Genomic DNA, 26,429 nt, shown 5'->3' with positions numbered 1-26,429 from the left:
TGATACGCTCTCTAGTTCGCATTTATTCTTCCAATATACGATTGCCAATTAGTTTCTTACATCATTTTATGGCGTTTAACTAAGTAAGGGAGAAGCACTTGTCTAAACCCTTCGTTAATGTCTGCTTCAACAAAATCTATTTTGTATTGCAAGCATTTGATCTGAAGCTTTTTCTTATATTTTTGGACTTGATCAATATAAAAATCCTTGACTTGATTGGACTGAACACGGACTTTTTCACCTGTTTCTATATCAATAAATACATAAGGACGGTTTTCAAACTCAAAATCGAGTTCATAACGTTTGTCCACCACATGAAATAGAATAACTTCATGCTTGTTGTATTTTAGATGCTGTAAAGCAGAGAACAGTTGTTCACTTTTATCCGTTTGTTCAAACATATCGCTAAATATGACGACCAAAGAACGTTTGTGGGTAGCTTCTGCAATTTTGTGTAATGATTTAGCAATAGAGGTTGTATTATTTCGAGTAGGATTATCTAGCAATTGATCTAGATGCGCCATAATCAAATTGTAATGACGGGTACTTGATTTAGCTTTAGTATGTTTGTCCAAATCATCTGCAAATGTACTTAAGCCAAAGGCATCCCGTTGTTTTTTGAGCAAATTCATCAAGGTAGCAGCAGCTAGCGTGCTAAATGCTAATTTGTTGACATAAGGAGTACCTTTTTGGGGAGCTTCAGGAAAATACATGGAAGAAGAGGTGTCGATGACAATTTGACAACGTAGGTTGGTTTCTTCTTCGTATTGTTTGGTGTACAAACGATCGGTTCGAGCAAAGACTTTCCAGTCAATATTTTTGATGGAATCACCAGGGTTGTAGATTCTATGTTCAGCAAATTCTACCGAAAAACCATGAAAAGGACTTTTGTGCAATCCAATAATAAAACCCTCTACTACTTGTTTTGCCAACAACTCTAAATTTCCTGTTTGGCGAACATCAAACTCTTTTAAGATACTCATTTATGATTACTTTACTCTCTTGGTTAGTTCCATGCCTCTGTTTGATAGTAGCAAGACTAACGATTATTTAGTCAATTTTATAGAACAGTACTCCGCTAGAAACCCAGGCAGAGCTTACAATCTCACAAACAGAGTGAGTAGCAAGGCTCATGCAATAAATTAATACAAGCTGCTTTTTTATGTTTTTGTTAACTACCTAATGAGCATAGCGAACTAAAAACTCGTAAGAAGCAACGTAGTTAAATTAGCGAAATATCAATAGAAAAAACGTTACAAATTTTAATATCCAATAAACTTACAAAGTATGCTGCTATAATACGATTATTTGTAGAATTGTTTCGTTGTGATTTTGTTAAAGCACTAAAAAAATAGGTCATTCCCCATTTTCGAGCTATCGAAGTACCTTTATTGGTAACTTAACTTGAAAATAGGAAATGACCCATTAGCGATTTATTGATAGGACTATAGTTTTTTAGTCCCTTCTTCCTCCTCTTCAATCTCTTGGTCTTCCATCTGGTGCTTGCGTCCCATTTCTTGTTTGGCAATTTTTAGGATACCATCAACCATTGTCTGAAGTACGTTTGCATTGGGATCTTTTAGTTGCAAACGAAAATCTGATTTCATTTCGTTACCCTGAGGAGCAAAGGTTTTAAATTCAAGACGTTTGAATGTCTTTTCGATATGAGCCAACTCTCTAGGTACTTTTTGGTCCATTTGTTCAAATGTTTTTTTGGCAGTTTGAACCATTTTGTCCGCATCCATAAAACCATATTGAACATAGCTGGTAATTTCTTTCACGGTTTTGCCAGAAAGCTGTTTGTTTTTGGCGATACCATTTAGGTTTTTAGTGATGTTCTCGTCGTTTGTAAACATCAAAATGCCATTGTGAACCACCACAAAAACATCAAAACCAAGCTCTTCTTTTACGCCGCCAATAGCCCAAACACCATCTGCTCTTTTAGAAAGAAGCCCTGCATTGGCACCTAAGTCAATAAATTTCATAATGTTTTCCTTATTGCCATAAGATAACATCATTGTTGCCATAGGAATAACGTCTTTTTCAGTTGTAGTGATTTCTTCCCATTTATCTGTTTCTTCGTTGTACTCAAAATCCGAAGATTTTCGATCAATCACTTTTACATCCGTTAAAGCCAATAATAGATCACCTTTGAATAAGGTATAGATTTCATCCTCATCAATAAAAATGTCAATAATATCCAACAAATTAGTGATTAAGGTACCCTCTCTACTTTCTTTCAAAATGGTGTATAATTCCGAGCTATAAGCATCCATGAAACCTTTTGGATTCATAGCAAAACTATACATCCCCATTAGGTTGGAATTGTCTAAATATTTGAAGAAATCTTTGTTAACTTTTACATTATAAGATTTTGATAAAACACGAGCCATTGCTTCGTTTGCATAAACTTTGGTCAAAAACTCAGCTTCTCCATTTTTGATAAATCCATTGCCCCCCAATTTCATTCCGCCAACAAACTCAAACAAAGATCCCATTAAGTCTCTTGCTTGCATTGGCAATTGATCTAATGGAGGCATAATGTTGGCATAATCCATCCAAACGTCAAAATCAGCATCTTTATTCAAGTGTTTTTGGTAATCAGAATCTTGGGCTATAGAATTACTTGCTTCAAGGCTCCCCAACGCTTTGGCATGTTCCAATAACATGCGTTTGGTACGTGCTTCATACTCTTCTGTTTCTTCAAAAAAGCTTTGTTCACTAGTAGAAAAAGCAATAATTAAACGCTCTTTACTCCAGTTTAGTAACAACTTATTGTGGAGCATGCTCAATGCATTTCCAGTAGGAATCATCACTTTGGTTTTTTCCTTTCCAAATAGATTGTCTAAGAACGTTCTAAATTTGGCACCATCTGTAATAGGAACAACAATATTGGCAAATAGAACATTAGGATCGTTTTCATAGATTTCATCCGTAGGGTTTTCAGGTCGCTGTGCCCAAATGTAAACATCTTTTTGGATGTTTAATCCTATCTTTTGAGTGTCCTCTAAGTCCTCTTGTATTTGTTGTAAATTGCTCTCAGATGCATCCCCGCCTGCCATTTTGAGCAACATAGGAGCAAGCATTTCGCTAATATTGTACTTGTTGGTGGTGGCAGTATCTAATTTGTTGTAGGTTTTGTATGGAGATAAGTTGAGAATAAAAGCAGCCTTATCTTTAGCAATAAATTGTTGCATAGACTTTTTTTGAGCAACTAAAAGTTGTGTAGCCATAAAGAGTACAATTAGGGTGGAAATACTTTTCATAATTTGTGTTATAATTTTGTTGGTTAGTGTATATATGTATGATGGTTGATTTATCTTTTATGATGAATAGAAAGCAATCGTTTCATCTATTTGATTTTTTTACGTTAGGTCATTTGTTGTATTGGTATAAGCATTGGCAAAAAATTGCTTTGGGTTGATAATAAGAGGGGATAGTTGTTTGGGTGAAGGGAAAGACTTTTGGTGAATAGTTTTTTGTGCTTAGAGACCTCACAGACGCATGACCACAAACTATTCTCATGACTGCATTCAGTTTACTGGCTTACGAGTCCAGTAGCGACCGAACATCGAATATCCACGTTGTGCTATAAGTTAAATATTCTATGTGATTAGCTAGACTAGGATTGTTCGTATAAATTTCTTTTTTAGTGCCTTTCATCAACTTTTTTATCGGTACGAAAATACTTTATATAAAGTACAAAATTAGGCTAATTATAGTTCAATTCAAAATTCTTTGTTCTATAAGTATTGCCTTATTTCAGACGAAATAAGCGTTCCAATCTACCTAAATCAATTAAAAGATTCCTTGATTATTTTGCGAGGGACAAAAAGGCTAAAGAGCGTTTTGTTTTGTCCTAAGCCGATCAATAATTTTTTTTGCTACAAAATATGACTTTAATTTTAGAGAGGATTTGTCAATAAATACAGAAAAGGTTCTATTTTTACCTGATCAAGCCTAATCAGTAGAAAAATATACTTTTATTGGGTTAATCTAGTTAATTTATAAGTTTAGTCGTGAATCATTGCTTTAGTTCACGTTGAATGAATACTTCGTAAAAATTATAATGGTTAAGAACACTGTAAAAGTAGCAGTAATCGGATTTGGGTATTGGGGACCTAATATGGTGAGAAATTTTAATGCCCAAGCGGATGCAGAAGTAATTTACGTTGCAGATTTTCGTAAAGAACGATTGGATCTTGTCAATAAGATGTACCCTTCCATACAAACAACTCAATCTCCTAATGAAGCTATTTGCAGTACTGAAATTGATGCAGTAGTGATTGCAACGCCTGTATTTACGCACTTTGAGTTGGCTCTAAAAGCCTTAAATGAAGGTAAGCATGTTTTGTTAGAAAAACCAATGGTGTCAACAGCAAAAGAAGCAACAATTTTAATCAACTTAGCGGAACAAAAGGGATTAACAATTATGGTTGATCATACGTTCTTGTATACAGGAGCGGTGCAGGCAATCAAAAGACTGGTTGATACAGGGATGATCGGACAGCTGCAATATATTGATTCTACTAGAATTAATTTAGGGCTTTTTCAATCGGATGTAAATGTACTTTGGGATTTAGCACCACACGATATTTCTATTCTCAATTACTTGACAGATGAAAAACCATATAGTGTACAAGCTACTGGGGTTTCTCATACCAATAATGGTATTGAAAATATTGCTTATCTTACCATGAATTATGAGAGTAATATGATTGCTCATTTTAATTGTTCGTGGACATCACCCGTTAAGATTCGTAAATTTTTGATTGGAGGAGATCGAAAAATGATTGTTTTTGACGATACAGAACCAACCGAAAAGATTCGTATATACGATACGAGTTATCATTATACAGAAAAACGCAGTGATGAAGATAAGCGCAAAGTTTTGGTAGATTATAGAGTAGGGGATATACAAATTCCCAAAGTGCCAATGAAGGAAGCTTTGGCAGGGGTGGCTGCTGATTTTATTGCGGCTATTTTGCATAACACCCGACCTATCTCGGATTATATTTCTGGAATAAATGTAATCAAAGTGCTGGAAGCCTCACAGATTTCTATCAAAAATGGAGGGAAAGAGGTTAAAGTAGATTATTTATAATGGATGTTGTACGAGTTGTACCTCCTTCAAATCTTAGTATGCGTATGGAAAACTTGATAATCAATAGCGATCGACAAGCACTTAACAATGTGAAAGTAGGCAAAAATGTTAAAATATTTAATTTTGTAAATGCTTATGGTTGTTCTATTGATGATGGTTCTAAGATTGGAGCTTTTGTAGAAATTCAAAAGGGGGTGACGATTGGAAAGAATTGTAAAATCTCAAGCCATACGTTTATCTGTGAAGGAGTGCATATTGAAGATCAAGTATTTGTTGGGCATAATGTTTCTTTTATCAATGATCTATTGCCTAGAGCTACTAATTTAGACGGTAGCCCTCAGACCGAAGAGGATTGGGAACTGGTAGAAACATTGGTAAAGAAAGGGGCTTCTATCGGAACTAGTGCTACTATTTTGGGTGGAGTAACCATTGGTGAAAATGCTCTAGTAGGTGCAGGGGCAGTTGTAACCAAAGATGTTCCTAACAATGCAGTGGTAGCAGGAAATCCTGCTAAGATTATACGATATGTGTAAAAAATATTGCATTGAATTGTTTTGATAACCAGTTTAATATGATTTTTAAACGGAGTGATGAAAATTGAATTTTAGTTTTTATCCACTAAGTTTGCATTCTGATAAGCCGATTTATGAGGGTAACACCACAAAGAACCCAGCTTGCTGACTCACGAATGGTAATGAACCGACCACAGGGAGCTCATAAGCGATAGCGCACTCGCTTACTTAGCAACGCAGCTAAGTAAAGTGAGTCTAAAAAAACATAAAAAGTATCTTGTACTGAATACTGAATGGATTGTTTCCAAACGATTTTTATCGACTTATTTTGTATTTGGAGGTAATTTAGAAACGATTGTACATCTAACTAAATGCGTATTAAAATTGTCTGAAACTGCGAATCAAAGTTGGTCCATTATCATTCTTTGTTATAATGAAGAAGGTAATATTAAACGTGTTGTACAAAAGGTACAAGATACATTGCAAATAATTTCTACCCCTAAAGGGGAAATTATATTGGTGAATGATGGAAGCTCGGATGGTTCTGATGCCGTTATTCAAGAAATGTTAAAGGATGAAAAAAATAAAAATATCAGATATATTTGTCATACTATTAACCGAGGAATCGGAGAAGCGTTGCACAGTGGCTATGCTTCTGCCAAGGGAGATAATGTGGTGATGGTTCCTGGTGATGGGCAATTTGATATGGATGAATTGATACCTTATAAAAATATTCCTGAGCGGTCTATTTTAGCTTTTTATAGAGTAGAAAATATGACTTATAGCTTGGCTAGAAATATTCTATCGTGGTTTAATAATAAGTTAAATCGTATTTTTATTGGGCTAAGTATGAAAGATGTAAATTGGGTAAAAGTTTATAAAAATCAAGCCCTAAAAGCATTGGATTTAGAGATTAGAAGTTCTTTAGTCGAATCAGAAATTTGCAGCAAACTCATTTACTTAGGGCATCAGCCAATAGAAATTGAATCCAAATACTTGCCTCGAAAAACAGGGCTGAGTAAGGGGGCTTCTTGGAAAATTATTAAACAAGCAATTATCGATACACCCATTTTAATTCTGGTATTTAGGCGATTTAAAAATAAAAATAAAAGATTATAACACTCCAAATGTATTTGTATTCTTAGAAAGAGAATATTGAAATTATTGAGTATAAACCTATAAATGTATTATGGCTACTAATAAAAAGAAAAAAAATTCTAAACAAGCCAAAAGTTCAAAACAAGCTAAGTCTATTAAAAATAACTATCAAGGGAAATTATCGTTGGTGATTCCTTTGTATAATGAGGTAGATCGAATTCATTTGATGACCAAAGAACTCCAACGCTTTGAACAAAGATGGACCTTACCTTATGAGGTTGTTTTTGTCAATGATGGTAGTAGTGATGATACCTTATCCATGTTGAATGCTACTTATGCAGATGGAGAAACCGCAGAGCATGTTGATTATAAAATTGTTGATGTAAAGGAGAATGCTGGAAAAGGCAATGCACTAAAAAGAGGAGTAGCTGTTGCTACTGGAGATCATATTTTGACCTTAGATGCTGATATGGCTGCGTCACCAGACAGCTTGTTGCGTTGGTTAAAAACGTTAGAGGGGAATACATTTGATGATCAAACGATCTTAATTGCTTCTAGAGAACATAAAGGTTCTACCATCCATACCGATAAAAACGACCGCAGGTTATTGGGGCGAATGTTTAATTTTGGAGTACAGTTTTTGACAGGTCTAAGCATTTATGATACACAATGTGGATTTAAGCTATACCCTAAAACGATAGGAAAGTGGTTGTTCGAAAATATGCATACAAAGGGGTGGGCGCATGATGTTGAAGTCTTGCACAATGCCAAATTGTATAATATTGAGATCGTTGAAATGCCTATTGAGTGGAAAGAAGTTGCAGAATCGAAGGTTTCGGTCTGGTCTGATGGTCTTAAAATGGGGATGGTGTCTTTGGTGATTGTTGTCTTGAATTTATTTCGATTCTTTTTTACCAACTCGATTAAAGAAACTTTTCAGAAAAAGCAACTTAATTCGGCAAAAGAAGCCCCTGTTTATAGAGTTTTATTTGCTACCCTTTCTATTCTATTGCTCTTTTTGATGCCCTATATGAGTTTTGATTATGGTATTACAGCTGACGAACAGGTGCAAAAGGTTTATGGCGATCATGTTTTAAATTATTTTGAGTCAGACGGCGTTGAAGGCGAAGCATTGACCTATAAGAACTTGTACTTATATGGTGGGCTTTTTGATTATACAATGGCTTGGATGCACAAGTATGTTTTTACGACATGGGACGTTTATGAAATGCGCCACATGTTTAATGCATTGGTTGGTGCTTTGTTGATGATTTTCACGGGTTTGTTGGCTCGATCTATTTCTCAACGTTGGCAAGTTGCCTTTTGGTCTTTAGTATTTATTGTTTTGTCTCCTCGAATTTTTGGTCATTCAATGAATAACCCAAAAGATATTCCTTTTGCCTTTGGTTATGTGTTGTCCTTGCTCTTTATGATGAATTTCATTCGGAAGTTGCCCAAACCTTCCTTTCAATCTGTAGTTGGATTGATTCTGGGACTAACCATTACCATTAATATTCGTGTAGGAGGTATTTTATTAATTCCCTATTTGTTTTTGTTTACAGGAGGAGCTTTTGTATTAAACAAACCCCTTCAACCTTATCTAAAACAGTTTGGCTACCTCATCAAAATTGGATTACTCTTATTGCTCATAACTGGTTTAGGTTATTTAGGAGGGGTGATGTATTGGCCCTTTGCCAACGAAAATGGAATTGCTGGAGCTAGATTAGCATTGGCAGAAATGTCCAATTTTTCTACGGGTATTCGCATGATTTGGAATGGAGAACATTATTGGTCTGATTTTTTACCTTGGTATTATATCATTAAGTGGTTTGGGATTGCAACACCTGCTGTTATTCTTATAGGAGCTGGGATGTTTGCACTACCTGTTGTCAAAGATACCAAAAATAGATGGCTGTTTTTGATGACGATTTTCACTGGTGTTTTTCCTGTCTTTTATGCAATTTTGAAAGGCTCTTCTTTATATGATGGTATGCGCCATTTCTTGTTTGTTTATCCTATTCTCGTCATTATGGCAGCCTATTCGATTGTCTTGTTGATGAATAGTTTTAAATCTAAACTGGTTCCGATAGGAGGGACAATTTTATTGGCTCTTACGCTTTACTCGCCCATTCGATGGATGGTTATTAGTCATCCTAATCAATATATTTATTTTAATGAATTTTTTGGTGGAGTGGCTAATGCGCACAACTCTTATGAGACAGACTACTGGATGAACTCAACCAAAGAAGCTTGTCAGTGGATTATTGACAATGTGCCAGAAGTCAAAGAAGGAAAAGAAATAAGAGTGGCAACACAGGCATTTATTTCTGTAAAACATTACTTTTTGGATTATCCGAATGTAAAACCAGTTTATACCCGTTATCATGAACGAGTCAAAAGCAATTGGGACTATGGTTTGTACGTAACTCGTTTTGTTAATCGAGGATTTATTGCCAGTGATTTGTGGCCTCCAGGTGCAGAGAAACTAAAGGTTAGAGAAATTGATGGTACTCCTATTTGGGCAGTAACCAAACGCTCTGAAATTAATAAAAAAGGACCCAAGGCGATAGCAGCACTAAAAGCAAAGGATCCTGCCAAAGCAATTACTATTTTAGATGAGATTATTAAAGATAATCCTAAAGATGAAAGTGCTTTGCTATTATTGGTACAGTACAAACTTCAGGTAGGAGACTACCCTGGTGCCAAAACAGCTTTAGATACCCTATTGGCTTATTCTGATAGCTATTCGAATAGTTTAGGTATGATGGGAATTTATCAATTAACTGCTGCAAAAGATAATGAAGCTTGTAAACAGTTTTTTGAAAAGGCTACTGGAGCCAATATTAAATATGTCTTTGGGCATTTTCATTTGGCTCGATTGTATGCAATGGAAAAGAATTGGTCTAAATCTCTTGAGGCGTTGGAATTGTTCGACAAATATGGTGGAAAACCTGCTCAGGGATATGATTTGGGAATTCAAGTGGCTACACAATTAAAAAATGATGCAATAAAGGCTTATTTTACAGCCAAAAAATTATCAATTGCTGGTAAATGGAAAGAAGCAATTAACCAACTGAATACTTGCCTTAGAATTTTTCCTGATTATGCTCCTGCTGTCAAGATGAAAAGAGATTATGATAAAGCAGTTAACCAACAGCAACGAATCAATGCCCGCAAAGAGCGACTAAAGCGGGAAGGCAAATTGAAATAATAATAGAGAATGAAAACAAACAAAAATGGATTATAAAGACTATCAAGCTGGGCAAACTGCCGATAATTTTTGGTTTAGAGCTAAATACAAATTGATTCATTTATTAATGGAGAAAAATTGTAAAAAGCAGGGAGGGGAACCTCTAAAGATTTTGAGCATTGGAACAGGAACAGGGGATGACTTAAAAATTCTTAAAAGTTTTGGAAACAATTATGTAACCGATATTCTTCCTGAAGCGTTGGCTATTGTACCCGATGAGGTCTGTTTTGAAAAACGGATAGCTGATGCTTGTGATTTGCCTTATGAGGACAATTTTTTTGATATTGTCGTCTCTTTTGATGTCTTTGAACATATCGAAGGAGATAAAAAAGCGGTGAGTGAAGTGTATCGAGTGCTCAAAAAAGGTGGCTCATTGGTTTATTCTGTCCCCGCAGGTCCAGGGCTTTTTAGCAGCCATGATGTGGCTTTGGAACATTACCGTCGATACAATAAAAAAATGGTAAAAGAGTTGTTCTCTAATTTTGATCAAGTAAAAACCTATTCTTGGAACACGTTGTTGTATCCATTAATTGCCTTGTCTCGTATCAAAAACAAAAATGCTGCGCCTAGGGTCGATCATCCTAAATTTCCAGCTTTTATTGACAACTTGTTTTATTATTTATTGTGTTTTGACAACTTTTTGATCAAACGAGGGCTTACCTTGCCAGTAGGAATTAGTATTACTGGTTGGTGCAAAAAATAAAGTCTGGTATTTTCTCCGTGCGTTTTTACCAAGATGCTTTAATGTTCTTGTAGCAGCCCAATTAAGTGGGGAAATTACAATGATTTTGATTTAATTACTCTAATGTTTTTTGATAAAAAATGCATTATTGTGTATTTTTATTGTACCTTTGTACCTGCAATTTACAGAAAAGTCAAAATGACCTTAAATAAAAATAAAAAATTACAATAGAATTATCATGAAAAAAGATATCCATCCAGCAAGTAATCGTATGGTATGTTTCAAAGACATTTCTACAGACACTACTTTTTTAATGCATTCTTCTGCACCTTCTAATGAGAATGTTGAAATTGATGGTACTGAATATCCGTTGGTAAAAGTAGAGATTAGCTCAGCTTCTCACCCTTTTTACACTGGTAAAATGCAGTTTGTAGATACTGCAGGTCGTATCGACAAATTCAATAAGAAATTTGCGAAATTCGACAAGTATATGGTTAAAAAAGAAGACTAATCGCCTAAGTTGTTATACTCTTCATGGTGATTGTCAATTTTATACTTATGCTTAATTGATTGATCTTTCTGAGAAAGCAGCAATCGTTTAAAAAAAGCATATAAGAATGAGGTTAATCAATTTTAATTGGTTAACCTTTTTCTCATTGCTCTAATACTAGATTTTTAGAATACTAAAACAGCAACAGTTTTATTACAGCAAGAAGGATTAGTACTTTATAAATTTTTGGCTATACTTTTTAGAACCTGTATCTAATTCTACGGTGTACATACCCCTCGCCAAATGAGAGACATCAAAATGCCAATAACGAATAGTCGGACTGCTATTTTCTAGTTCCCAAATAGCTACAGGTTGCCCAATAGAGTTGTAAACTCGGACGGGGTGGCGGCCTTCATTGGCTAGCGCTGCTTTTATCGTTAATAGTCTGGAAGTAGGAGAGGGGTAAAGATTTAACAATTGTCCTTGTTCTGGGCGCTCAAAATACTCTGCTAATTGTTGCATAGCACGACCCAAATTAAGCCGTCCACCAGAAACAGATTTTTTAAAGGTTTCTTTTTTGTCAACACTATTTAGCAAAATAGACTTAACTAAGCTTGCTGCTTTTTGAGGAGACTGCCGTATCATGCTTGCCCAATCCGAATTGGGATAACTATAAAGCAAGGCAATCGCCCCCGCAACATGAGGTGCAGCACCAGAAGTGCCTCCAAAATCACCATATTTATTGCTCCATCGAGTACTTTTGCTTTCAGCAGGAGCAAAAAGATCGATTGATTGATAACCATAACCAGCAACCTGCCGATCCTCTCTTGAACTCTCGCTAACTCCCAATAAATATTCAGAACCACAGGAACAAGGCATGTCTCCATAGCGATCAATGTCATTGTCCGTATTGGTTGTTGCTGCAACACTAAGAATACCAACAGCCCCCATTGAGTCGTATAAAGCGCACCAAATAGGATGATCTTCTGCCCAAGCAAAATCAATTCCCCAAGACGAATTCGTACTGACGACAAAAGCGCCCGCTTGACCATTGGATTGATTGTATTTTCTTCGCATATCTAGAATGTAAGAGTAGCTTTCTATAACATTCGAAATTTTAGTGATTTCATTGGCCGTATGAGCGCTTATTAGCATTAAGCGTATGTCCCAATTGATTCCTGTCGTTCCGCTGCTATTATTGCCCTTTGCTCCTATAATTCCTAGAACAGAAGTACCGTGATTGCTAATACTTCCATAATCATGGCGGTCGGTATTAAATACAACTTGCCAGCCCGTATAGTCATCTACAAAACCATTTTGATCATCATCGATTTGATTGTTGGGAATTTCGGCATGGTTGTGCCACAAATTGTCTTTTAGATCTTCGTGATTAACATCAAAAGAGCCATCAACAACGGCACAAACAATGCTATCGCCATTGGGCGAAAGGCCTCCTGTTGTATAATTCCATGCTTCTGGAGCGTTGATGCTATCTAAGGCCCACTGGCTATCATAATACAGATCATTAGGCTGGTTGCGCCATTGGATTACTTGGTTTTTTTGGATCGCCCGAACAGCAGGATGCTGACTTAGTTGTGGGCTAATGCTGGCTAAATCATTACTAACAATCAAGTGGATGTTTAGCGATTTAGAGAGTCTTTTTTTATATTGAAATGCTGTAGAACGTTGAGGAATATCCGATAAAATGGTTTCCATTTCGACTCCTGGATTTAGCATAACAATTAATTCTTCAGGAGTGTTCGTGCGAACATGTTGAGCAAGAATAAGATAGGGGAACGTACAAATAATAAACAGGCATAATAGTTTGTACATAAATCAGCAAAGTTTAAAAATATCCATTCTCTGATTGCTCAAAGAATCAAAATACAAAAGTATGTTTTCTTTGAAGAATGCACAAAGTTGATGCCCGTTTTATTATTAAAAACAGGTTTATCGTTTTTCTTTCATCTAATTGTTTTATCCTGTACACAGGTTATTATTAACAATAAAGAAAAAAAAGCCCTTCAAGGAGAGGGGCATAAAACACAAGGCTTATTCCTCTACAGCAAAATTATAATCTATACCCCGATTGGGTAACTTCATAAATACAAGAAGCAATTGATTTGTTCTTGATTTTGCTATCAACCCAGCCAATAAATACAATATAGTCCGCCAGTCTATTTTTGCTGGTGATTGCCAAGGCATCTTTTTTGAGCTGCAATAAGATCGGAATAATGTCGTCATCTTGACTGTTGGGTTGTTGTTTGATAAGGACGCATTTTTTGATGACTTCTAGGAATAATTTACCCAATTTAAAATGGCTGTGTTTGCGTTGTAATAAACGAAGCGCCGAGCGTACCATACTTTCTAATAAAAGCCAATTACCTAATTCAAAATGGAGAATCAGCCCTAGTAGCCTTGTTTCCATTTGCAAATCTTCTCGATAACTGCCCATATTGAGTTGGAGTATGTCATTATAAGACTCTAAAGCAGAAGAAAAATCTCCTGTAATGAGTGCAGAGCGCATTAGGTTATCGTGCAGGTAAATATCTAAATCAGGAGTTTTGTAGCCCTTCTTGCTTGTTAATAGGTATTGTTCTTTTAGCTCTTGTCGTACAACTTTTAAATCTTCTATATTTCCACGAGAGCTATAAACGGTACATTTGATAATGTAAACCAACAGACGTTCTTTTTCAGAAAACTCGCTATCAAAAGAATAAGTGTCTAAGGCCTTAATGGTTTTTTCCATGTATTCATCAAAGACATCATTGTATTTGATTTTATTGGCGCAAGAATCGAGCAAATTGGTTAATGAGATGATGTATTGCTTGGGCAAAGCTTGGATAAAATGTGGGTTTTGCTCAAAAATCTGAACGTCAGCACTACTAACCTCAAATATTTTTTCGTCATCGTACTCTAGGTAACCTTCCATACTTCGTAGCAAAAAGAAATAACGTTTTGCTCTGAATGTTTTAGGTCCCTCCTCAGGCAGAGTAATGCTAGATTCGATTTTGTGATCGGGGCCTTTTTTGCGAAGGTGAAGCGTTAATTCAAGGCTTTTATTAAAATAAAGGCTTTCGTTTTCGACACAAGAAATATATTCTTTATCCTTGGTTACTTCTTCTTCCAAATAACTTTGAATACCATTTACATGGTGGCTAATACGCAATACATTTCGTTTCCACTCATTTAAGATTAAGAGCAAGCTAAACTTTTCATGTTTGGTAGCAACTTTTTTAGCTTTTTTTATAATTCTAGAACATTCTACATAAAGTTCTTTGCTGTATAGGACACTAATATCACTTAAATAATTGTACAGAATAATATCAATTGAACTTTGAGAATGGTAATTTCTAAGCGCCTTTTGTATTTGATTAAAGAGGTATTTTTTAATTTCAGAAAAGTTATTGATAAAGTCATACCCTTTAAACTGTTTGAGCAGAGCTTGTTCGTTATATTCTCCTTGTTCATTGATAGCATCAAAGAGCAAGATATATTTGTTCGAATCTTTTTTTTGTTGAAGTAATCCAAAGCGTTTAAAATAACGTTTTTCGCTAGGCGTCATTTTACGGATTAATTTGAACAAAGCGTTTGATGGAGTCTTCATAAATTTTTATTGATTTAAAAGATTTTGGACAATTGGGTCTAGAGTACAAAAATCTTTTAATGTATATTATTTGCAATTATATAAGGAGTATTTTTGTAAGAAATGTTGATCCTCAAAGTTAAGATTTTGGCTTAACCAGATAGTGAAATTAAAAAAAAGTAGCCGATTTAGAAAAAGGAGACTAGAAAAATATGTAAACAACAAACTTTCTTCTGTTTGAGGAAGTAATTCTAGGAATGAATTGGATCTATCATTACCAATATTTTTTAGTAGCGAATAAGGCATGAACTCTAGTGACCCCAGCTTACTGCAATGCACCAACAGGGCTGCATAAGCTAACCGAGCCATGCGAGCTCATAAACATTAGTGAACTAATGGGGAAGGCTTATGTTACAAAAACATAAAAGCTAAGCCAGCATAGCTATAGCGCCGTTAGATGCAAAAAGATGGCTTAAACTTTTAAACAGAGTATTTGTTTACTTATCTGTAGGCAATTTAGTATCTTTGCGCTCTAACAAATAGTTAAATAGATCTTCTATTCTTAATTCTTTGTTTTAGAGTTTTATCTTATACTTAGATTTTACTCATAGATGCTAATCATTTAAATAGTATATTATGGCACATTTTTTAACGGTATTTGGTTTAGTTTTCAGTATTTTCTTTATTTCATTTTTATTAATCAATATCCGCCAAATTGTAGTGGGGAAAGATTTTAGAGGAACATGTGCCCAAAATAATCCCTTGCTTAAAACAAAGATAGGAGAGTGTTCGGTCTGTGGTAAAAAAGGAGATGAAGTTTGTAAGAATCCAGACCTTCCACCCGCTGTATAAAACTGGCAATTGCCGATCTATCAATACAGCAATTTATTCAATTGCTGTATTGAGGTATTATGGGAGGATTTAAAGCGAATAAGCCGTCTCATCCTTGATTACTTCCATAACAAAAGAACTCTGTATATTAGAAATCCCATCTACAATGGATAGCTTTTCTACAACAAAAGCTTGATATTCGTTCATATCATTTACGGCTACCTCCAATAAAAAATCATAATTGCCAGAGACATGAAGACAAACCAAGACTTCTGGCAAAACAGCCATTTCTTTTCTAAAGTTATCAATCAGCTCTTTGGAATGCTTAAATAAGGATATTTGACAATAAGCCATTAGAGCCTTTCCTATTTTGACCCGATCCAATAGAGCCACATAGGCTTTTATAAAACCCTGCTGTTCCAATTTTTTTATTCGTTCAAAGGTCGGAGAGACCGTTAGACCAATCTGATTCGCAATTTCTTTGGTGTTTTGCTTTGCATTTTTTTGCAATAGCATCAATATCTTTTTATCTATTTGATCCATAGCAGAATTTTTTTCGTTTTAAAAGCAACTTAAAAAAGAGAAACCGTATGATTATACGGTATAAATCAGAAAAAGAGGTTTATTTCCTGCTTTAATTCAATTGTAAGGAAAAAAAAATGATATACCGTAACTTTGCAGAATAGAATTGTGAAAGATTATTGATTCATAGAAAAAGAAAAGGAATGGTTAAAACAATATCAACTCAGAATATAGACCGATTAAATAAGCTCAAAAAAGAAGTAGAGCAGGCTAGAGATTCCTTTTTAGGGTACCCTGTTTCTAAAGATTTTGATTATTCGGAATTGTACGATTTTTTAGAGTTTCCCATTAATAACTTAGGAGATCCTTTTGAGAATAGCACTTACAAAGTTCAGACGCATGAAATGGAGCGAGAAATTGTAACCTTTTTTGCAAAACTATTTAGAGCACAACCGAATGATTATTGGGGCTATGTTACCAATGGTGGCTCCGAAAGTAATTTATACGGTCTTTATTTGGCTAGAGAGATTTATCCCAAGGCAATGGTCTATTATTCAGAGTCTACCCATTATAGTGTGCGAAAAAATCTACACCTGCTAAATATACCTAGCATTGTGATTCGGGCTAAAGAGAATGGCGAAATTGATTATGAGGATTTTGAAAATACGGTTCAATTAAACCGCCATAAACCTGCTATTGTTCTGACTACTTTTGGGACAACAATGAAAGAAGCCAAGGATGATGTTTCTAAAATAAAAGCCATTTTAAAAAAACTGGCGATTCAGAATCATTACATTCATTGTGATGCTGCTTTATCTGGAACTTATGGTGCGTTTATGAAGCCACGGATTCCCTTCGATTTTGCAGATGGGGCAGATAGTATTTCTATTAGTGGGCACAAATTTATAGGTTCCCCTATTCCTTCTGGTGTAATTATCACAAAACGATCGCATCGGGATAAGATTTCAAAAGGGATATCTTATATAGGTTCTTTGGATACCACCATAACGGGGTCTCGTAATGGGCATTGTCCTTTATTTTTGTGGTATGCGCTCAAAAAATTGGGATTAGAAGGACTTAAAAAGCGTTATGCACACAGTTTGGAAATAGCTGAGTATTGCAAAAACAAACTAAACGAAATAGGGGTAAATGCATGGACAAACCCAGGAGCAATTACAGTTGTGTTCCCAAAAACTTCTAAGGCTGTTAAATCAAAATGGCAATTGGCGACAGAGGAAGCAGTTACGCATATTATTTGTATGCCCAATGTGACTAAAACCCAAATAGATGAATTTATTAAGGATGTAGCGACTAGTAAGGAACAAGAGGAAGAAGAAAAAATGTCCTTTGATTTTTGAAGCAAAAAATAAAATAAGTTGAAGATTTAAAGGGGGATATAATACCCTCTTTAAATCTTCAACGCTTTTAGGCTTAGGTACAAGCTTGCATCAACATTGCACAAATGATGGCGCCATAGGTACCAAGTGCATATCCCAAAACAGCCATTAATACACCTACAGGAGCCAACGCAGGACTAAACGCAGAGGCTACAATTGGCGCAGAAGCAGCACCGCCTATATTGGCTTGACTACCTACTGCAACAAAAAAGAAGGGCGCTCTTATTATTTTGGCCGTTATTAATAGAATGGCAACATGAACCAACATCCAAGTAATACCAATAGCAAATAAGCCTATGTTTTCCCAAACTTCTCCAAGGTTCATTTTCATACCAATGGTTGCAACCAAAATATAAATAAACACAGACCCCATTCTAGAAGCTCCGACTCCTTCCAATTTTCGTGCTTTGGTAAATGAAAGGATCAAACCAACAGTTGTAGATATTACGATTAACCAAAAGAAACCAGACAGTAGAGAATTTAGACGAAGGCTTTCGAGTGTTGCACTGTATTTTCCCATCCAAGGGACAATAATGTCAGCGCCCCAGTGTGCTAGACCAACGCCTCCAAAGGCAAGCCCCACCAAAAGAAAACTAGAGGTAGTTGTAGGCATTTGTTCAACGCTAGCACGATAGTCACTTACGCTTTGTTTGAGTTCTTCAATTGCAGAAGCATCCGCTTGCAATTTTTCATCAATCTTTTCAGAGATATTAGCCCCGTATAACAAGAAGCCCATCCAAATATTAGCGACCACCACATCCACGATAATCATAGTAGCAAAGAGGTTGTCACTAACCTTAAAAATTTCTTTCATAGCGGTCTGATTGGCTCCACCTCCAATCCAGCTACCTGCTACGGTAGAGAGCCCTCTCCATAATTCATCAGGGCTAACACTTACTAGATTGGGAAAGATATAAGAGGTCACTAGAAGTGCAATAGGTCCCCCCAATATAATACCAACGGTAGCCGCAAAAAACATGATCAATGCTTTAGGACCTAGTTTTTTGATTCCTTTAAAATCAATGCTTAAGCAAAGCAAAATTAAACTGGCAGGCAATAAATAGCGAGAAGCAACAAAATAGAGTTTTGATTTTTGGACAAATGGTTTGTACTCACTTGCAGAAATGCCAGCTTGTTCCAAAAACTCTTTAATCCCTTCATAAGAAAGGGCGTGCAAGTCAACTCCTGTTAAATCAACGCCTCTTTCTGTCAAAAACGCTATGAGTGCATCCCCTTTAAAAAACTCAGGAGAAATTAATCCTAGTGGATAATTGAGTAATGCGGGTAAAAAATAACAAAGTAGGAGAGAGGGAACAATGGTATAAAATTTCTTCCATTTTGGGTGGTCAGAACTAGCAGTGTAAAAAATTCCTGCTAGCACAATCATTAGTAAGCCAAATACAGTAGCATCATTGCTGAAAAGTGGTTCCATTGGTATTGTTTAAGCTGTTTCTTAAAAGTAAAATATTGTGTTTTTATCTTCGTTATTGCTTTCTTCGCCAAGGCGAGCGATCAATCAATGAGCTTCTAAGATACATTTAATTCTCAAATGTTTTGATGGAAGGGGGCGTTGACCGACAAAAAATGTGACTTATAACGGAATCAATTGACGGTAACATGTTTTTTTGACTAAAAAAACTCCAAGCAGCCTTGGGCTGCTTGGAGTATATAACATTTCTATTGGGGATAGATGTTATCCATTTACGGTAATGGTAGGATCCCATTGGAAATACCCATAGAGCGTAGGGTAACCGTTTGTGTCACGAGTGTAGAGGGCAAAAACCACTCGATAACCTTCTGTTCCTGCATTGATAACATCTGCTTCAAAGAACCAAAACGCTTGATTCGCAATCTTGGCGGGCAACACTTCTGGACCAGATGGAGAAACACCTTTTTTAGTAAAGGTTTGGCTGTGGAATTCAGAAAATACATTGGTACCTTGGTATTTGGTGATGTTGTAAATAAGAATAGAATCTTCAAAATTATCTGAAGCTGAAACACCAAAGAAACGAACCGTATCTCCAACATTAGCAGAAAAATTCAAGTCTCCAGTTCCACTTCCAGATATTGTATTTGAAGTAGCTACCATGTAGCCAAAATTATGTCCAATTCCTGTTGGATTGTGCTGATCTTTACTAGGATTAGGATAAGAATTAACAACACCTACTGCATCAATGGTTACCTGAATATTAATTGTCTTGCTCATTGTAAATAATAATTTAGTGAATTAATTGGTGCCTACTCTATTGTTTATTGGTTTTTGGGCTTCCACCAGTATAATCTTAAACATTTAGGGGATTTTGCTTTGTTGCTTAAGCATGTTCTTGATTACAAATGTAAAATTAAACCAATTGTATGGAGGAAAACAGGTAGTAATTACTTGATTATTATAAGTAGGTATAAATTACGTCGTTTATTTTTAGTGCCGTTAAACTGTTGTTTTGCTTCGGTATTTACTTCGTTTTAATGGTTTAATTTAACAGCTTAGATTGAGGGGTTTGGAGCATCTTCTATATCTTTAGTAATCTTAGCAGACAGTGTATGTAGCTTAAATAGGCTATTGTTTATATTTGGAAATTTTAAAACAGACAAAATCGAAGCGCATGAAAGTGAAAATGACACTATTCCTTTGTTTTTTTACCATTCACTTTATTGTTGGACAAGCTTGGCAAATAAGCCCTGTAGCGAATGCTCCAGAACCGATTACCAATAATGCTGTTGTAGAGGGAGTCGTAAATGGAACAACAACTTATATTTATACTTTTGGGGGGCTGGATTCAACAAAATTATACTCAGGTATTCATTTGCGTTCTTATCGTTATAATACCTTAACTAATGTATGGGATACCATTGCGCCACTGCCAGATACTTTAGGAAAAATTGCAGCAGCAGCAAGCCGAGTAAAGGACAAAATTTATATTATTGGAGGCTATCATGTTTATGCCAATGGAAGTGAAGCTTCTTCTGATAAGGTGCATATTTATGATGTAAATACTAATGCCTATTTGTTGGATGGTGCAAATATTCCTATACCTATTGATGACCAAGTTCAAGCCGTTTGGAGAGATAGTTTGATTTATGTTATAACAGGATGGACCAATAGCGGGAATTCGCCAGCCGTTCAAATTTATAACCCTTCTTCTAATAGCTGGCAATCAGGAACCAGTGTAGGAAATAATAACATATTTAAATCCTTTGGGGCTTCAGGAACAATAATTGGCGATACCATTTATTATTTTGGTGGAGCGTCTATGGCTGGGAGTTTTAATGTACAAACGTATTTTAGGCGAGGGATTATTGACCCTAATAACCCTACACAAATTAATTGGTCTAGTTTCACTTGGATGAATGCTAAAGGCTACCGAATGGCAGCAACTACTGTTTTGGGGGATGTGTTTTGGCTGGGAGGCGCTGCGATAACTTATAATTATAATGGGATTGCCTACAATGGCTCAGGAGGTGTTGCACCAACAGGAAGAAGCTTATTGTATCGGAAATCAAATCATAGTTTTGAGGTGGAATATGGCTATGATTTACCAATGGATTTACGTGGAATTGGCAACGTAAGTGATACGGTTAAATATTTAGTTGGAGGCATGAAAGCAGGGCAGCAAGTCAGTACTGAAACACTACGTTTAGTGCTAAATCCAGATTCTGTACTAACGAATAACACCAAACTAGCAATGCCCCTTCCTATTTCTTTTAAAGCTGTTCCTAATCCAGCGCATCAATCCCTCACGATAAAAATAGAGCAACTACCCCAACAGCTAGAATATCAGTTAATGACTACTGCTGGGGTTTGTTTGCGCAAAGGAAGGATTTATAAAGAAGAAACAAAACTTGATTTAACAGGCTTAGTGGCTGGGGTCTATTATGTTCAATTAGTTGGTGAGCATAAACTTGGGGGACAGCTTGTTGTAATAGAATGATAAAAAATAGTATAAAAAAACATGGGAATTAAATTAGAAATTGGATGTGGAAAGAAGCCTAGAGAGGGCTATTTAACGTGTGACATTAGAGATTTGCCAGAAGTAGATTATGTTTGTAATGCCAATAAGTTGCCATTTGAAGATGCTACTGTCGATGAAATTTACTCTAGACATGTTATTGAACATTTTACCTTAAAAGAATTTTTGGAAATCTTAGAAGAGTGGAACAGAGTTTTAAAGATAGGTGGAACAATTTATATTATATGTCCTAATTTACTTTGGCACTTAAAGCAAGTATTAGAAGGTGATCATGCTTCCTTTTATAATAAATCTTCGGGTAAGAATGATCGCTTCTGGGGATTTGGTAGCTTATTTGGTTGGCAACAAGACGAATATGATCTGCATAAGTTTGGTTATTATTTTGAGTTGCTACAAGACATCTTATTAGAATTTGGTTTTGGATCAATTGAAAATTTAACCAATAGTGGGAGAGGGTTAGAAAATGAACCTTGGCACCTAGAAGTAAGCGCTAAAAAGGAACAAAAATCACTTGCTTATCAAGACAGTCGATTTTTTAATCACTTTGATGTGAAGCACTAGTGGATCAAATAAAAAGAAAAAGCCATCTTGATATCAAGATGGCTTTCTTATATATAAGAATGATGAACATGTCGTTATCCTAAATAAGATCGAAGGTTATTTCTATTGGTTGATTTTCTTAGTCTACGGATTGCTCTTTCTTTGATTTGACGGACTCTTTCTCTTGTTAAATCGCATAAATAACCAATTTCTTCTAAGGTCATTGGTTGCTGACCATTTAGACCATAATAAGCAGAAATAACTTGTACCTCTTTGGTAGACAAAGTAGCGAGGCCATTTTTTACTTCTTCTTTTAGCGATTCAGTCATTAAGTCACCTTCAGGCTCCTCGCCAGAACCGTCATAAGCTAAGGTATCTAGCATTGTCATTGCATCGCTTCCTGAATCGTTACTAACAGGAGCGTCAACAGAAATATGCTTGCCACTAATGCGCAAGATATTGCGAACCTCTTTGGGGGAAAGCCCAACAAGGTCTGCCAATTCATCAACACTAGGCTCCCGTTCAAACTCTTGCATAAAAGAATGATATGCCTCATTAATTCTATTATTACTTCCTATCTTATTAAGTGGTAAACGAACTAAGCGAGCCTGTTCTACAATAGCTTGCAAAATAGACTGGCGAATCCACCAAACTGCATAAGAAATAAATTTAAATCCCTTTGTTTCATCAAAACGTTTTGCCGCTTTGATTAAGCCCACATTCCCTTCATTGATCAAATCAATTAGGGGAAGACCTTGATTTTGATACTGTTTGGCTACAGAAATTACAAAACGTAAATTAGCTCTTGTAATTTTGTGCAAAGCTTCTTCGTCACCTTGGCGAATTTTTTTTGCTAAAATTGCTTCCTCTTCAGAATCAATTAAGCTTATTTTACCAATTTCGTTAAGATATTTATCAAGGGCTAGGCTATCCCTTTTTGTGATTTTTTGCGTTATTTTTAACTGTCTCATTTAGCTTTTTGTTTTGTGATGCTCCCTGTCCTTTTAAACGAGATTGGATGGAAAAAAGTTTCATTTTTTTGCGGATGAAGAAATATTTTAATAAGCAAAAAAATTAGACATAGAAATCCCTTTTCCCTGTTACAACATTAATGTAAATAGAGATTAAATGTTACCCAATTTTATTAAAAAAGAAAGATTAGTACAATGAAATACTAATAGATAGCTGCGGGGTCGATTGCTATTAATACAGCAAATTTCTTACCGTTTTTGCATATTTAGACACTTCTTTTTTAGAAATTTTTTCTACCCAAGGAATACAACCTAAATTTGGGATTTTACTATACTTTAAAATATAACTTTTTGAAGATTCTGTTATTTCCCCATTAAAGATAATACCTGCAATCGGAATGCCTCTTTGTTGTAGAGCATCAATAGAACTTAGGGTGTGATTGATAGACCCTAAATAAAATTTGGCAACTAAGACCACAGGAATGTTCAATTTTTTAATCAAGTCAATGATCAAAAAATCGTCGTTAAGTGGGACAAATAGTCCTCCTGCTCCTTCTACAATTAGATTGTTAGATGTTATTGGCATTTTAAATGCATCAAAGTTTATTTCTAGCCCATCTAATTCGGCGGCATAATGTGGCGATGCAGGGGTATTGAGTCGATAAGTTTCTTCAAAAAACTGACTTTTAGAGTTGCTAACTAATTGTTGAACACAATGCGTATCGCTAAACTCTAGTCCTCCAGCTTGTACAGGTTTCCAATAATCAGCTTCTAAAGCTTCTACCAAAATAGCAGAAACAACAGTTTTCCCTATGTCTGTGTCTATCCCCGAAACAAAATATTGAATTGGTTGCATGTTGTATAAATTTAATACTCCGTGGATTAGTTAGTGCGCTTTGCTCATTGTTCGCTGTGCTTATGTACTATATTGATTATTACATGAGCTAGCAAAGCTAGGTTATCAATTTTTATATTTTAGACTGTAAAAGTACATGGTGCTTACAATCAATATAGTACGATTTTTAACGGAGTAATGGTATCGATAAAAAAAGCAGTTAAGCCCTTAAAGGTACTAACTGCTTTTTAGAATAAGCTATTGTTCTGAAATCAATTGTACGATTTTTAGAACTTAATATTATAAACTATTGTAAATCTTTTTATTAGTTATAAAGCCGTTTTTATACCAATATTAACCCCAAAGGAATGAATCAAGTCTTTGTCTGATCCAGTTGTCGTTAGTGCATGTCGATAAGAAGGTAAAATATATAAGCTAATTTTATCCCCTAGTTGACGCTCTAACCCAAGTCCTCCACCGACTGACAAGAAGGTGTTTTTAGTAAAATCACCTCCCTCAAAGGCACCTCTCTCATAGTTACTAGAATTTATTTCTGTACTAATAGAAAGTCCATTGGCATTTGTTTTTTGGAAGCCATTATAGGTTCTACTGCTAATAATGTTTGCCACCAAACCTGCTGTAGCATAAATTTTCCACTTCTCATTTTTAAAGAAAGTGTATTGTACTTCTAATGGAATTTCAAGAACCAATAAATTGGTTGTTTTAGATTGATCAATCTCATAAATTTTTCCATCTACGCTTGTTTTATCAAGTGTAATTAGCTCGTTGAGTTCATATTTTTTGTAAGAAGCAATGAGCCCTGTTTTGATCGCTATTCTAGGAGAAAGCTCTGAGTCCATCGTTAACCCAGCACCATAACCTACACTGGTTCCTCCTAAGCTAGTGGCAAAGTTTGCTCCAACAACAACGACACCACCAAGATAGCTTTTGCAATTGTACGGTAGCTCCAGTTTTGCTTTTTTGAGCTCAAAGATAGGATCTGTGGTTTTTATGCCTTCTGTAAGTTCTATCGTTGGAATTTCAAGAATAGAAAACATACTACGCATTGTCTTATCATTATCCGAAATATTGGCACTAGTAGCTGTATTTTCTATTCTTGCTAAGTCGTTAGAAAATAATGTTGAAGGATCATTTTGATCACCATTAGTTGTCGAATTAGAAGAAACAATTGTACCATCTTTACCAGTAAATCCACTTGTGGTCTGATTCGGTACCTCATTATTGCTCAATTCTTGATTTTCAACTAAAGATGAGCTATTCTCATAATTATTAACTTTTGTTGGGTGAATAAGACTATTTTGAGCTAAACGCTTCTGTGCACCTTCCATTTGTCCTGGATGAGATGACGCTTCATTCCTTTCCAACATAGCTTGAGGAGAACTGCCCTTAGCTACTTTTGATGATGGATCCTGTGTTGCCCGTTCTTTGATTGGGAACACCTCACTATCATTGTGTTTCGTTGTTGAAAAATCAGAAGAAGAAGAAGGAGTTAGTGTAGTTGTCTTATCATAGTTTTGGTTTGAGTGATTGTGGTGGTTCTTGTTGGTTGTTAGGTTAAAGATGGTAAATAAGAGTAAAGTCATAACCCCAATTTCTGCACCTTTTAGCCACCAGACGTGGGGGTATAGATTTTTCTTTTTGTCCAGCTGCTTTTCTAATCGCCTCCAGTCCCGTTTATCAAAAGCTGCCTCATAATCTTTTAGAGCATCTTTTGCCATTTGATCTATAGACGATTCTGCACGGAGCTTGCTCTGCATGTCCATCCAATCCATTGGATCAAACTCCACCTCAAACTGCTCAAAGGCATCCTGTGCTAGTTTATCTATGTTATCAAAATCTTTATTTTTCATTTTTTACACATTATTTTATTTGTAAAGTCTAGTTAGTAAGGCTTTTAGTTTTGCACGAGCTTTTACTAAATTTGACCTTGATGTACTTTCTGAGATTCCCAATTGAGTAGCAACTTCTCGATGCGAATACCCCTCTATTGCATAAAGGTTAAATACGGCACGATAAGATGGCGGTAAGGTTTGGATAACAGAAAGAATTTCTTTGGCAGAATAATTACTAATAGCATCTTCACCTGTGGCCGTCGTATTAGCTGCATATTCAATATCCTCTGTTCTATGACGAATGGCTTTTCTATAAAAGTCAATGGAGGTATTAATCATTATTCTACGAATCCAACCTTCTAAAGACGTACCTATTTTGTAACGATGCAAATAGCGAAAAACTTTGATAAAACCTTCATTGAGGATGTCTTTTGCGTCTTCTGTATTGTTAGAATAACGCAAACATATTCCCATCATTTTCCCGTAATGTTTTTCATAAAGCTGTTTTTGTGCCCAACGTTCTTCTGCTAAACAACCAGCTATGAGTTTAGCTTCATCTGAGCTAGACTGTACATCATTGGTAATATGTTTTGTCGTTGAAATATTCAAAGCAATTGCCATATTTGGATAATTTATTCTTAGGAGTCGTAATCTTATAGGAAATGTAAAAAGTCTACTGCTATATAATTAATATTAGTTTATTGGATTTACAAAATATTGATTCAACGCCTATCTATAAATATAAGAATCTTTGCTCGTAAAACGAAGCTGAAATCTATAATGCTGCTTT

Annotated in this window: 21 protein-coding genes; 10 read left to right on the top strand and 11 right to left on the bottom strand. The window is 35.5% G+C overall.

Features of this window, described 5'->3' with window-relative positions; genetic code table 11:
* Positions 1 to 56: 56 nt before the first annotated feature.
* Both AsAng_RS19035 and AsAng_RS19030 read right to left on the bottom strand, forming a co-directional pair.
* Complete coding sequence (locus AsAng_RS19035) at positions 57 to 983, bottom strand: DUF58 domain-containing protein (protein WP_264788679.1); 927 nt, start codon at positions 981 to 983, stop codon at positions 57 to 59.
* Positions 984 to 1,445: 462 nt separating this feature from the next.
* Positions 1,446 to 3,233 carry a DUF4836 family protein gene (locus tag AsAng_RS19030; RefSeq protein WP_264788678.1) on the bottom strand — a complete coding sequence of 596 codons (1,788 nt, stop codon included), beginning with the start codon at positions 3,231 to 3,233 and terminating at the stop codon, positions 1,446 to 1,448.
* A gap of 836 nt (positions 3,234 to 4,069) precedes the next feature.
* On the opposite strand from AsAng_RS19030, the gene AsAng_RS19025 reads away from it, so the two are divergent.
* The 6 genes from AsAng_RS19025 (at position 4,070) to AsAng_RS18995 (ending at position 11,157) form a co-directional block, all read left to right on the top strand.
* The gene (locus AsAng_RS19025; RefSeq protein ID WP_264788677.1) at positions 4,070 to 5,104 is read left to right on the top strand and encodes a Gfo/Idh/MocA family protein; all 1,035 of its coding nucleotides are present in this window, start codon (positions 4,070 to 4,072) and stop codon (positions 5,102 to 5,104) included.
* Between the two features lie 44 nt (positions 5,105 to 5,148).
* On the top strand, positions 5,149 to 5,637 hold the full coding sequence (locus AsAng_RS29960; protein ID WP_319993633.1) for an acyltransferase: 489 nt from the start codon (positions 5,149 to 5,151) through the stop codon (positions 5,635 to 5,637).
* A gap of 228 nt (positions 5,638 to 5,865) precedes the next feature.
* A complete protein-coding gene (locus AsAng_RS19010) occupies positions 5,866 to 6,735 on the top strand; it encodes a glycosyltransferase family 2 protein (RefSeq protein ID WP_264788676.1) in 870 nt (289 codons plus the stop codon).
* A 70-nt stretch (positions 6,736 to 6,805) separates the two neighbouring features.
* Positions 6,806 to 9,925, top strand: coding sequence for a glycosyltransferase (locus tag AsAng_RS19005; RefSeq protein WP_264788675.1), 3,120 nt, complete (start codon positions 6,806 to 6,808; stop codon positions 9,923 to 9,925).
* A 25-nt stretch (positions 9,926 to 9,950) separates the two neighbouring features.
* Positions 9,951 to 10,667 (top strand): class I SAM-dependent methyltransferase, encoded by a 717-nt coding sequence (locus tag AsAng_RS19000; RefSeq protein WP_264788674.1) that lies wholly within the window; start codon positions 9,951 to 9,953, stop codon positions 10,665 to 10,667.
* A gap of 217 nt (positions 10,668 to 10,884) precedes the next feature.
* Positions 10,885 to 11,157 (top strand): type B 50S ribosomal protein L31, encoded by a 273-nt coding sequence (locus tag AsAng_RS18995; protein WP_264788673.1) that lies wholly within the window; start codon positions 10,885 to 10,887, stop codon positions 11,155 to 11,157.
* Between the two features lie 207 nt (positions 11,158 to 11,364).
* Here the strand turns inward: AsAng_RS18995 and AsAng_RS18990 are convergent, their stop codons facing one another.
* Together AsAng_RS18990 and AsAng_RS18985 are read right to left on the bottom strand one after the other, a co-directional pair.
* Positions 11,365 to 12,969, bottom strand: coding sequence for a S8/S53 family peptidase (locus AsAng_RS18990; RefSeq protein WP_264788672.1), 1,605 nt, complete (start codon positions 12,967 to 12,969; stop codon positions 11,365 to 11,367).
* Positions 12,970 to 13,207: 238 nt separating this feature from the next.
* Positions 13,208 to 14,743, bottom strand: a complete 1,536-nt coding sequence (locus AsAng_RS18985; RefSeq protein WP_264788671.1) for a hypothetical protein — start codon at positions 14,741 to 14,743, stop codon at positions 13,208 to 13,210.
* Between the two features lie 615 nt (positions 14,744 to 15,358).
* Here AsAng_RS18985 and AsAng_RS18980 point away from each other — a divergent pair.
* The gene (locus tag AsAng_RS18980) at positions 15,359 to 15,574 is read left to right on the top strand and encodes a hypothetical protein (RefSeq protein ID WP_264788670.1); all 216 of its coding nucleotides are present in this window, start codon (positions 15,359 to 15,361) and stop codon (positions 15,572 to 15,574) included.
* Positions 15,575 to 15,643: 69 nt separating this feature from the next.
* Here the strand turns inward: AsAng_RS18980 and AsAng_RS18975 are convergent, their stop codons facing one another.
* Complete coding sequence (locus tag AsAng_RS18975; protein WP_264788669.1) at positions 15,644 to 16,096, bottom strand: Lrp/AsnC family transcriptional regulator; 453 nt, start codon at positions 16,094 to 16,096, stop codon at positions 15,644 to 15,646.
* Positions 16,097 to 16,278: 182 nt separating this feature from the next.
* Here AsAng_RS18975 and AsAng_RS18970 point away from each other — a divergent pair, with 182 nt between their 5' ends.
* Complete coding sequence (locus AsAng_RS18970) at positions 16,279 to 17,433, top strand: histidine decarboxylase (protein WP_264788668.1); 1,155 nt, start codon at positions 16,279 to 16,281, stop codon at positions 17,431 to 17,433.
* 73 nt (positions 17,434 to 17,506) lie between these two features.
* Here AsAng_RS18970 and AsAng_RS18965 read toward each other — a convergent pair whose 3' ends face one another.
* Together AsAng_RS18965 and AsAng_RS18960 are read right to left on the bottom strand one after the other, a co-directional pair.
* A complete protein-coding gene (locus AsAng_RS18965) occupies positions 17,507 to 18,904 on the bottom strand; it encodes a DUF819 family protein (RefSeq protein ID WP_264788667.1) in 1,398 nt (465 codons plus the stop codon).
* 261 nt (positions 18,905 to 19,165) lie between these two features.
* Positions 19,166 to 19,678 (bottom strand): inclusion body family protein, encoded by a 513-nt coding sequence (locus tag AsAng_RS18960; RefSeq protein WP_264788666.1) that lies wholly within the window; start codon positions 19,676 to 19,678, stop codon positions 19,166 to 19,168.
* Positions 19,679 to 20,075: 397 nt separating this feature from the next.
* Between AsAng_RS18960 and AsAng_RS18955 the strand changes: the two genes are divergently transcribed.
* Entirely contained in the window at positions 20,076 to 21,401 is a 1,326-nt protein-coding gene (locus AsAng_RS18955) for a T9SS C-terminal target domain-containing protein (RefSeq protein WP_264788665.1), read from the top strand.
* 21 nt (positions 21,402 to 21,422) lie between these two features.
* Positions 21,423 to 22,001, top strand: coding sequence for a class I SAM-dependent methyltransferase (locus tag AsAng_RS18950; RefSeq protein WP_264788664.1), 579 nt, complete (start codon positions 21,423 to 21,425; stop codon positions 21,999 to 22,001).
* A gap of 74 nt (positions 22,002 to 22,075) precedes the next feature.
* Here AsAng_RS18950 and AsAng_RS18945 read toward each other — a convergent pair whose 3' ends face one another.
* From AsAng_RS18945 to AsAng_RS18930, 4 genes are all read right to left on the bottom strand, one after another.
* Positions 22,076 to 22,951 (bottom strand): sigma-70 family RNA polymerase sigma factor, encoded by an 876-nt coding sequence (locus tag AsAng_RS18945; protein WP_264788663.1) that lies wholly within the window; start codon positions 22,949 to 22,951, stop codon positions 22,076 to 22,078.
* 232 nt (positions 22,952 to 23,183) lie between these two features.
* Complete coding sequence (gene bioD, locus AsAng_RS18940; protein ID WP_264788662.1) at positions 23,184 to 23,807, bottom strand: dethiobiotin synthase; 624 nt, start codon at positions 23,805 to 23,807, stop codon at positions 23,184 to 23,186.
* Positions 23,808 to 24,115: 308 nt separating this feature from the next.
* Positions 24,116 to 25,657 carry a porin family protein gene (locus AsAng_RS18935; protein ID WP_264788661.1) on the bottom strand — a complete coding sequence of 514 codons (1,542 nt, stop codon included), beginning with the start codon at positions 25,655 to 25,657 and terminating at the stop codon, positions 24,116 to 24,118.
* A gap of 15 nt (positions 25,658 to 25,672) precedes the next feature.
* The gene (locus tag AsAng_RS18930; protein WP_264788660.1) at positions 25,673 to 26,260 is read right to left on the bottom strand and encodes an RNA polymerase sigma factor; all 588 of its coding nucleotides are present in this window, start codon (positions 26,258 to 26,260) and stop codon (positions 25,673 to 25,675) included.
* Positions 26,261 to 26,429: the final 169 nt, after the last annotated feature.

Origin of the sequence: Aureispira anguillae, assembly GCF_026000115.1 — a bacterium.
GTDB classification, from domain to species: Bacteria; Bacteroidota; Bacteroidia; order Chitinophagales; family Saprospiraceae; genus Aureispira; species Aureispira anguillae.
This window is presented reverse-complemented; position numbering and strand designations above follow the sequence as displayed.

Excerpts from the sequence above, each read along its gene's own strand:
- AsAng_RS19035 (WP_264788679.1), bottom strand. The coding sequence starts at position 983 with ATGAGTATCTTAAAAGAGTTTGATGTTCGCCAAACAGGAAATTTAGAG.
- AsAng_RS19030 (WP_264788678.1), bottom strand. The coding sequence starts at position 3,233 with ATGGCTACACAACTTTTAGTTGCTCAAAAAAAGTCTATGCAACAATTT.
- AsAng_RS19025 (WP_264788677.1), top strand. The coding sequence starts at position 4,070 with ATGGTTAAGAACACTGTAAAAGTAGCAGTAATCGGATTTGGGTATTGG.
- AsAng_RS29960 (WP_319993633.1), top strand. The coding sequence starts at position 5,149 with ATGGAAAACTTGATAATCAATAGCGATCGACAAGCACTTAACAATGTG.
- AsAng_RS19005 (WP_264788675.1), top strand. The coding sequence starts at position 6,806 with ATGGCTACTAATAAAAAGAAAAAAAATTCTAAACAAGCCAAAAGTTCA.
- AsAng_RS19000 (WP_264788674.1), top strand. The coding sequence starts at position 9,951 with ATGGATTATAAAGACTATCAAGCTGGGCAAACTGCCGATAATTTTTGG.
- AsAng_RS18995 (WP_264788673.1), top strand. The coding sequence starts at position 10,885 with ATGAAAAAAGATATCCATCCAGCAAGTAATCGTATGGTATGTTTCAAA.
- AsAng_RS18990 (WP_264788672.1), bottom strand. The coding sequence starts at position 12,969 with ATGTACAAACTATTATGCCTGTTTATTATTTGTACGTTCCCCTATCTT.
- AsAng_RS18985 (WP_264788671.1), bottom strand. The coding sequence starts at position 14,743 with ATGAAGACTCCATCAAACGCTTTGTTCAAATTAATCCGTAAAATGACG.
- AsAng_RS18980 (WP_264788670.1), top strand. The coding sequence starts at position 15,359 with ATGGCACATTTTTTAACGGTATTTGGTTTAGTTTTCAGTATTTTCTTT.
- AsAng_RS18975 (WP_264788669.1), bottom strand. The coding sequence starts at position 16,096 with ATGGATCAAATAGATAAAAAGATATTGATGCTATTGCAAAAAAATGCA.
- AsAng_RS18970 (WP_264788668.1), top strand. The coding sequence starts at position 16,279 with ATGGTTAAAACAATATCAACTCAGAATATAGACCGATTAAATAAGCTC.
- AsAng_RS18965 (WP_264788667.1), bottom strand. The coding sequence starts at position 18,904 with ATGGAACCACTTTTCAGCAATGATGCTACTGTATTTGGCTTACTAATG.
- AsAng_RS18960 (WP_264788666.1), bottom strand. The coding sequence starts at position 19,678 with ATGAGCAAGACAATTAATATTCAGGTAACCATTGATGCAGTAGGTGTT.
- AsAng_RS18955 (WP_264788665.1), top strand. The coding sequence starts at position 20,076 with ATGAAAGTGAAAATGACACTATTCCTTTGTTTTTTTACCATTCACTTT.
- AsAng_RS18950 (WP_264788664.1), top strand. The coding sequence starts at position 21,423 with ATGGGAATTAAATTAGAAATTGGATGTGGAAAGAAGCCTAGAGAGGGC.
- AsAng_RS18945 (WP_264788663.1), bottom strand. The coding sequence starts at position 22,951 with ATGAGACAGTTAAAAATAACGCAAAAAATCACAAAAAGGGATAGCCTA.
- bioD (WP_264788662.1), bottom strand. The coding sequence starts at position 23,807 with ATGCAACCAATTCAATATTTTGTTTCGGGGATAGACACAGACATAGGG.
- AsAng_RS18935 (WP_264788661.1), bottom strand. The coding sequence starts at position 25,657 with ATGAAAAATAAAGATTTTGATAACATAGATAAACTAGCACAGGATGCC.
- AsAng_RS18930 (WP_264788660.1), bottom strand. The coding sequence starts at position 26,260 with ATGGCAATTGCTTTGAATATTTCAACGACAAAACATATTACCAATGAT.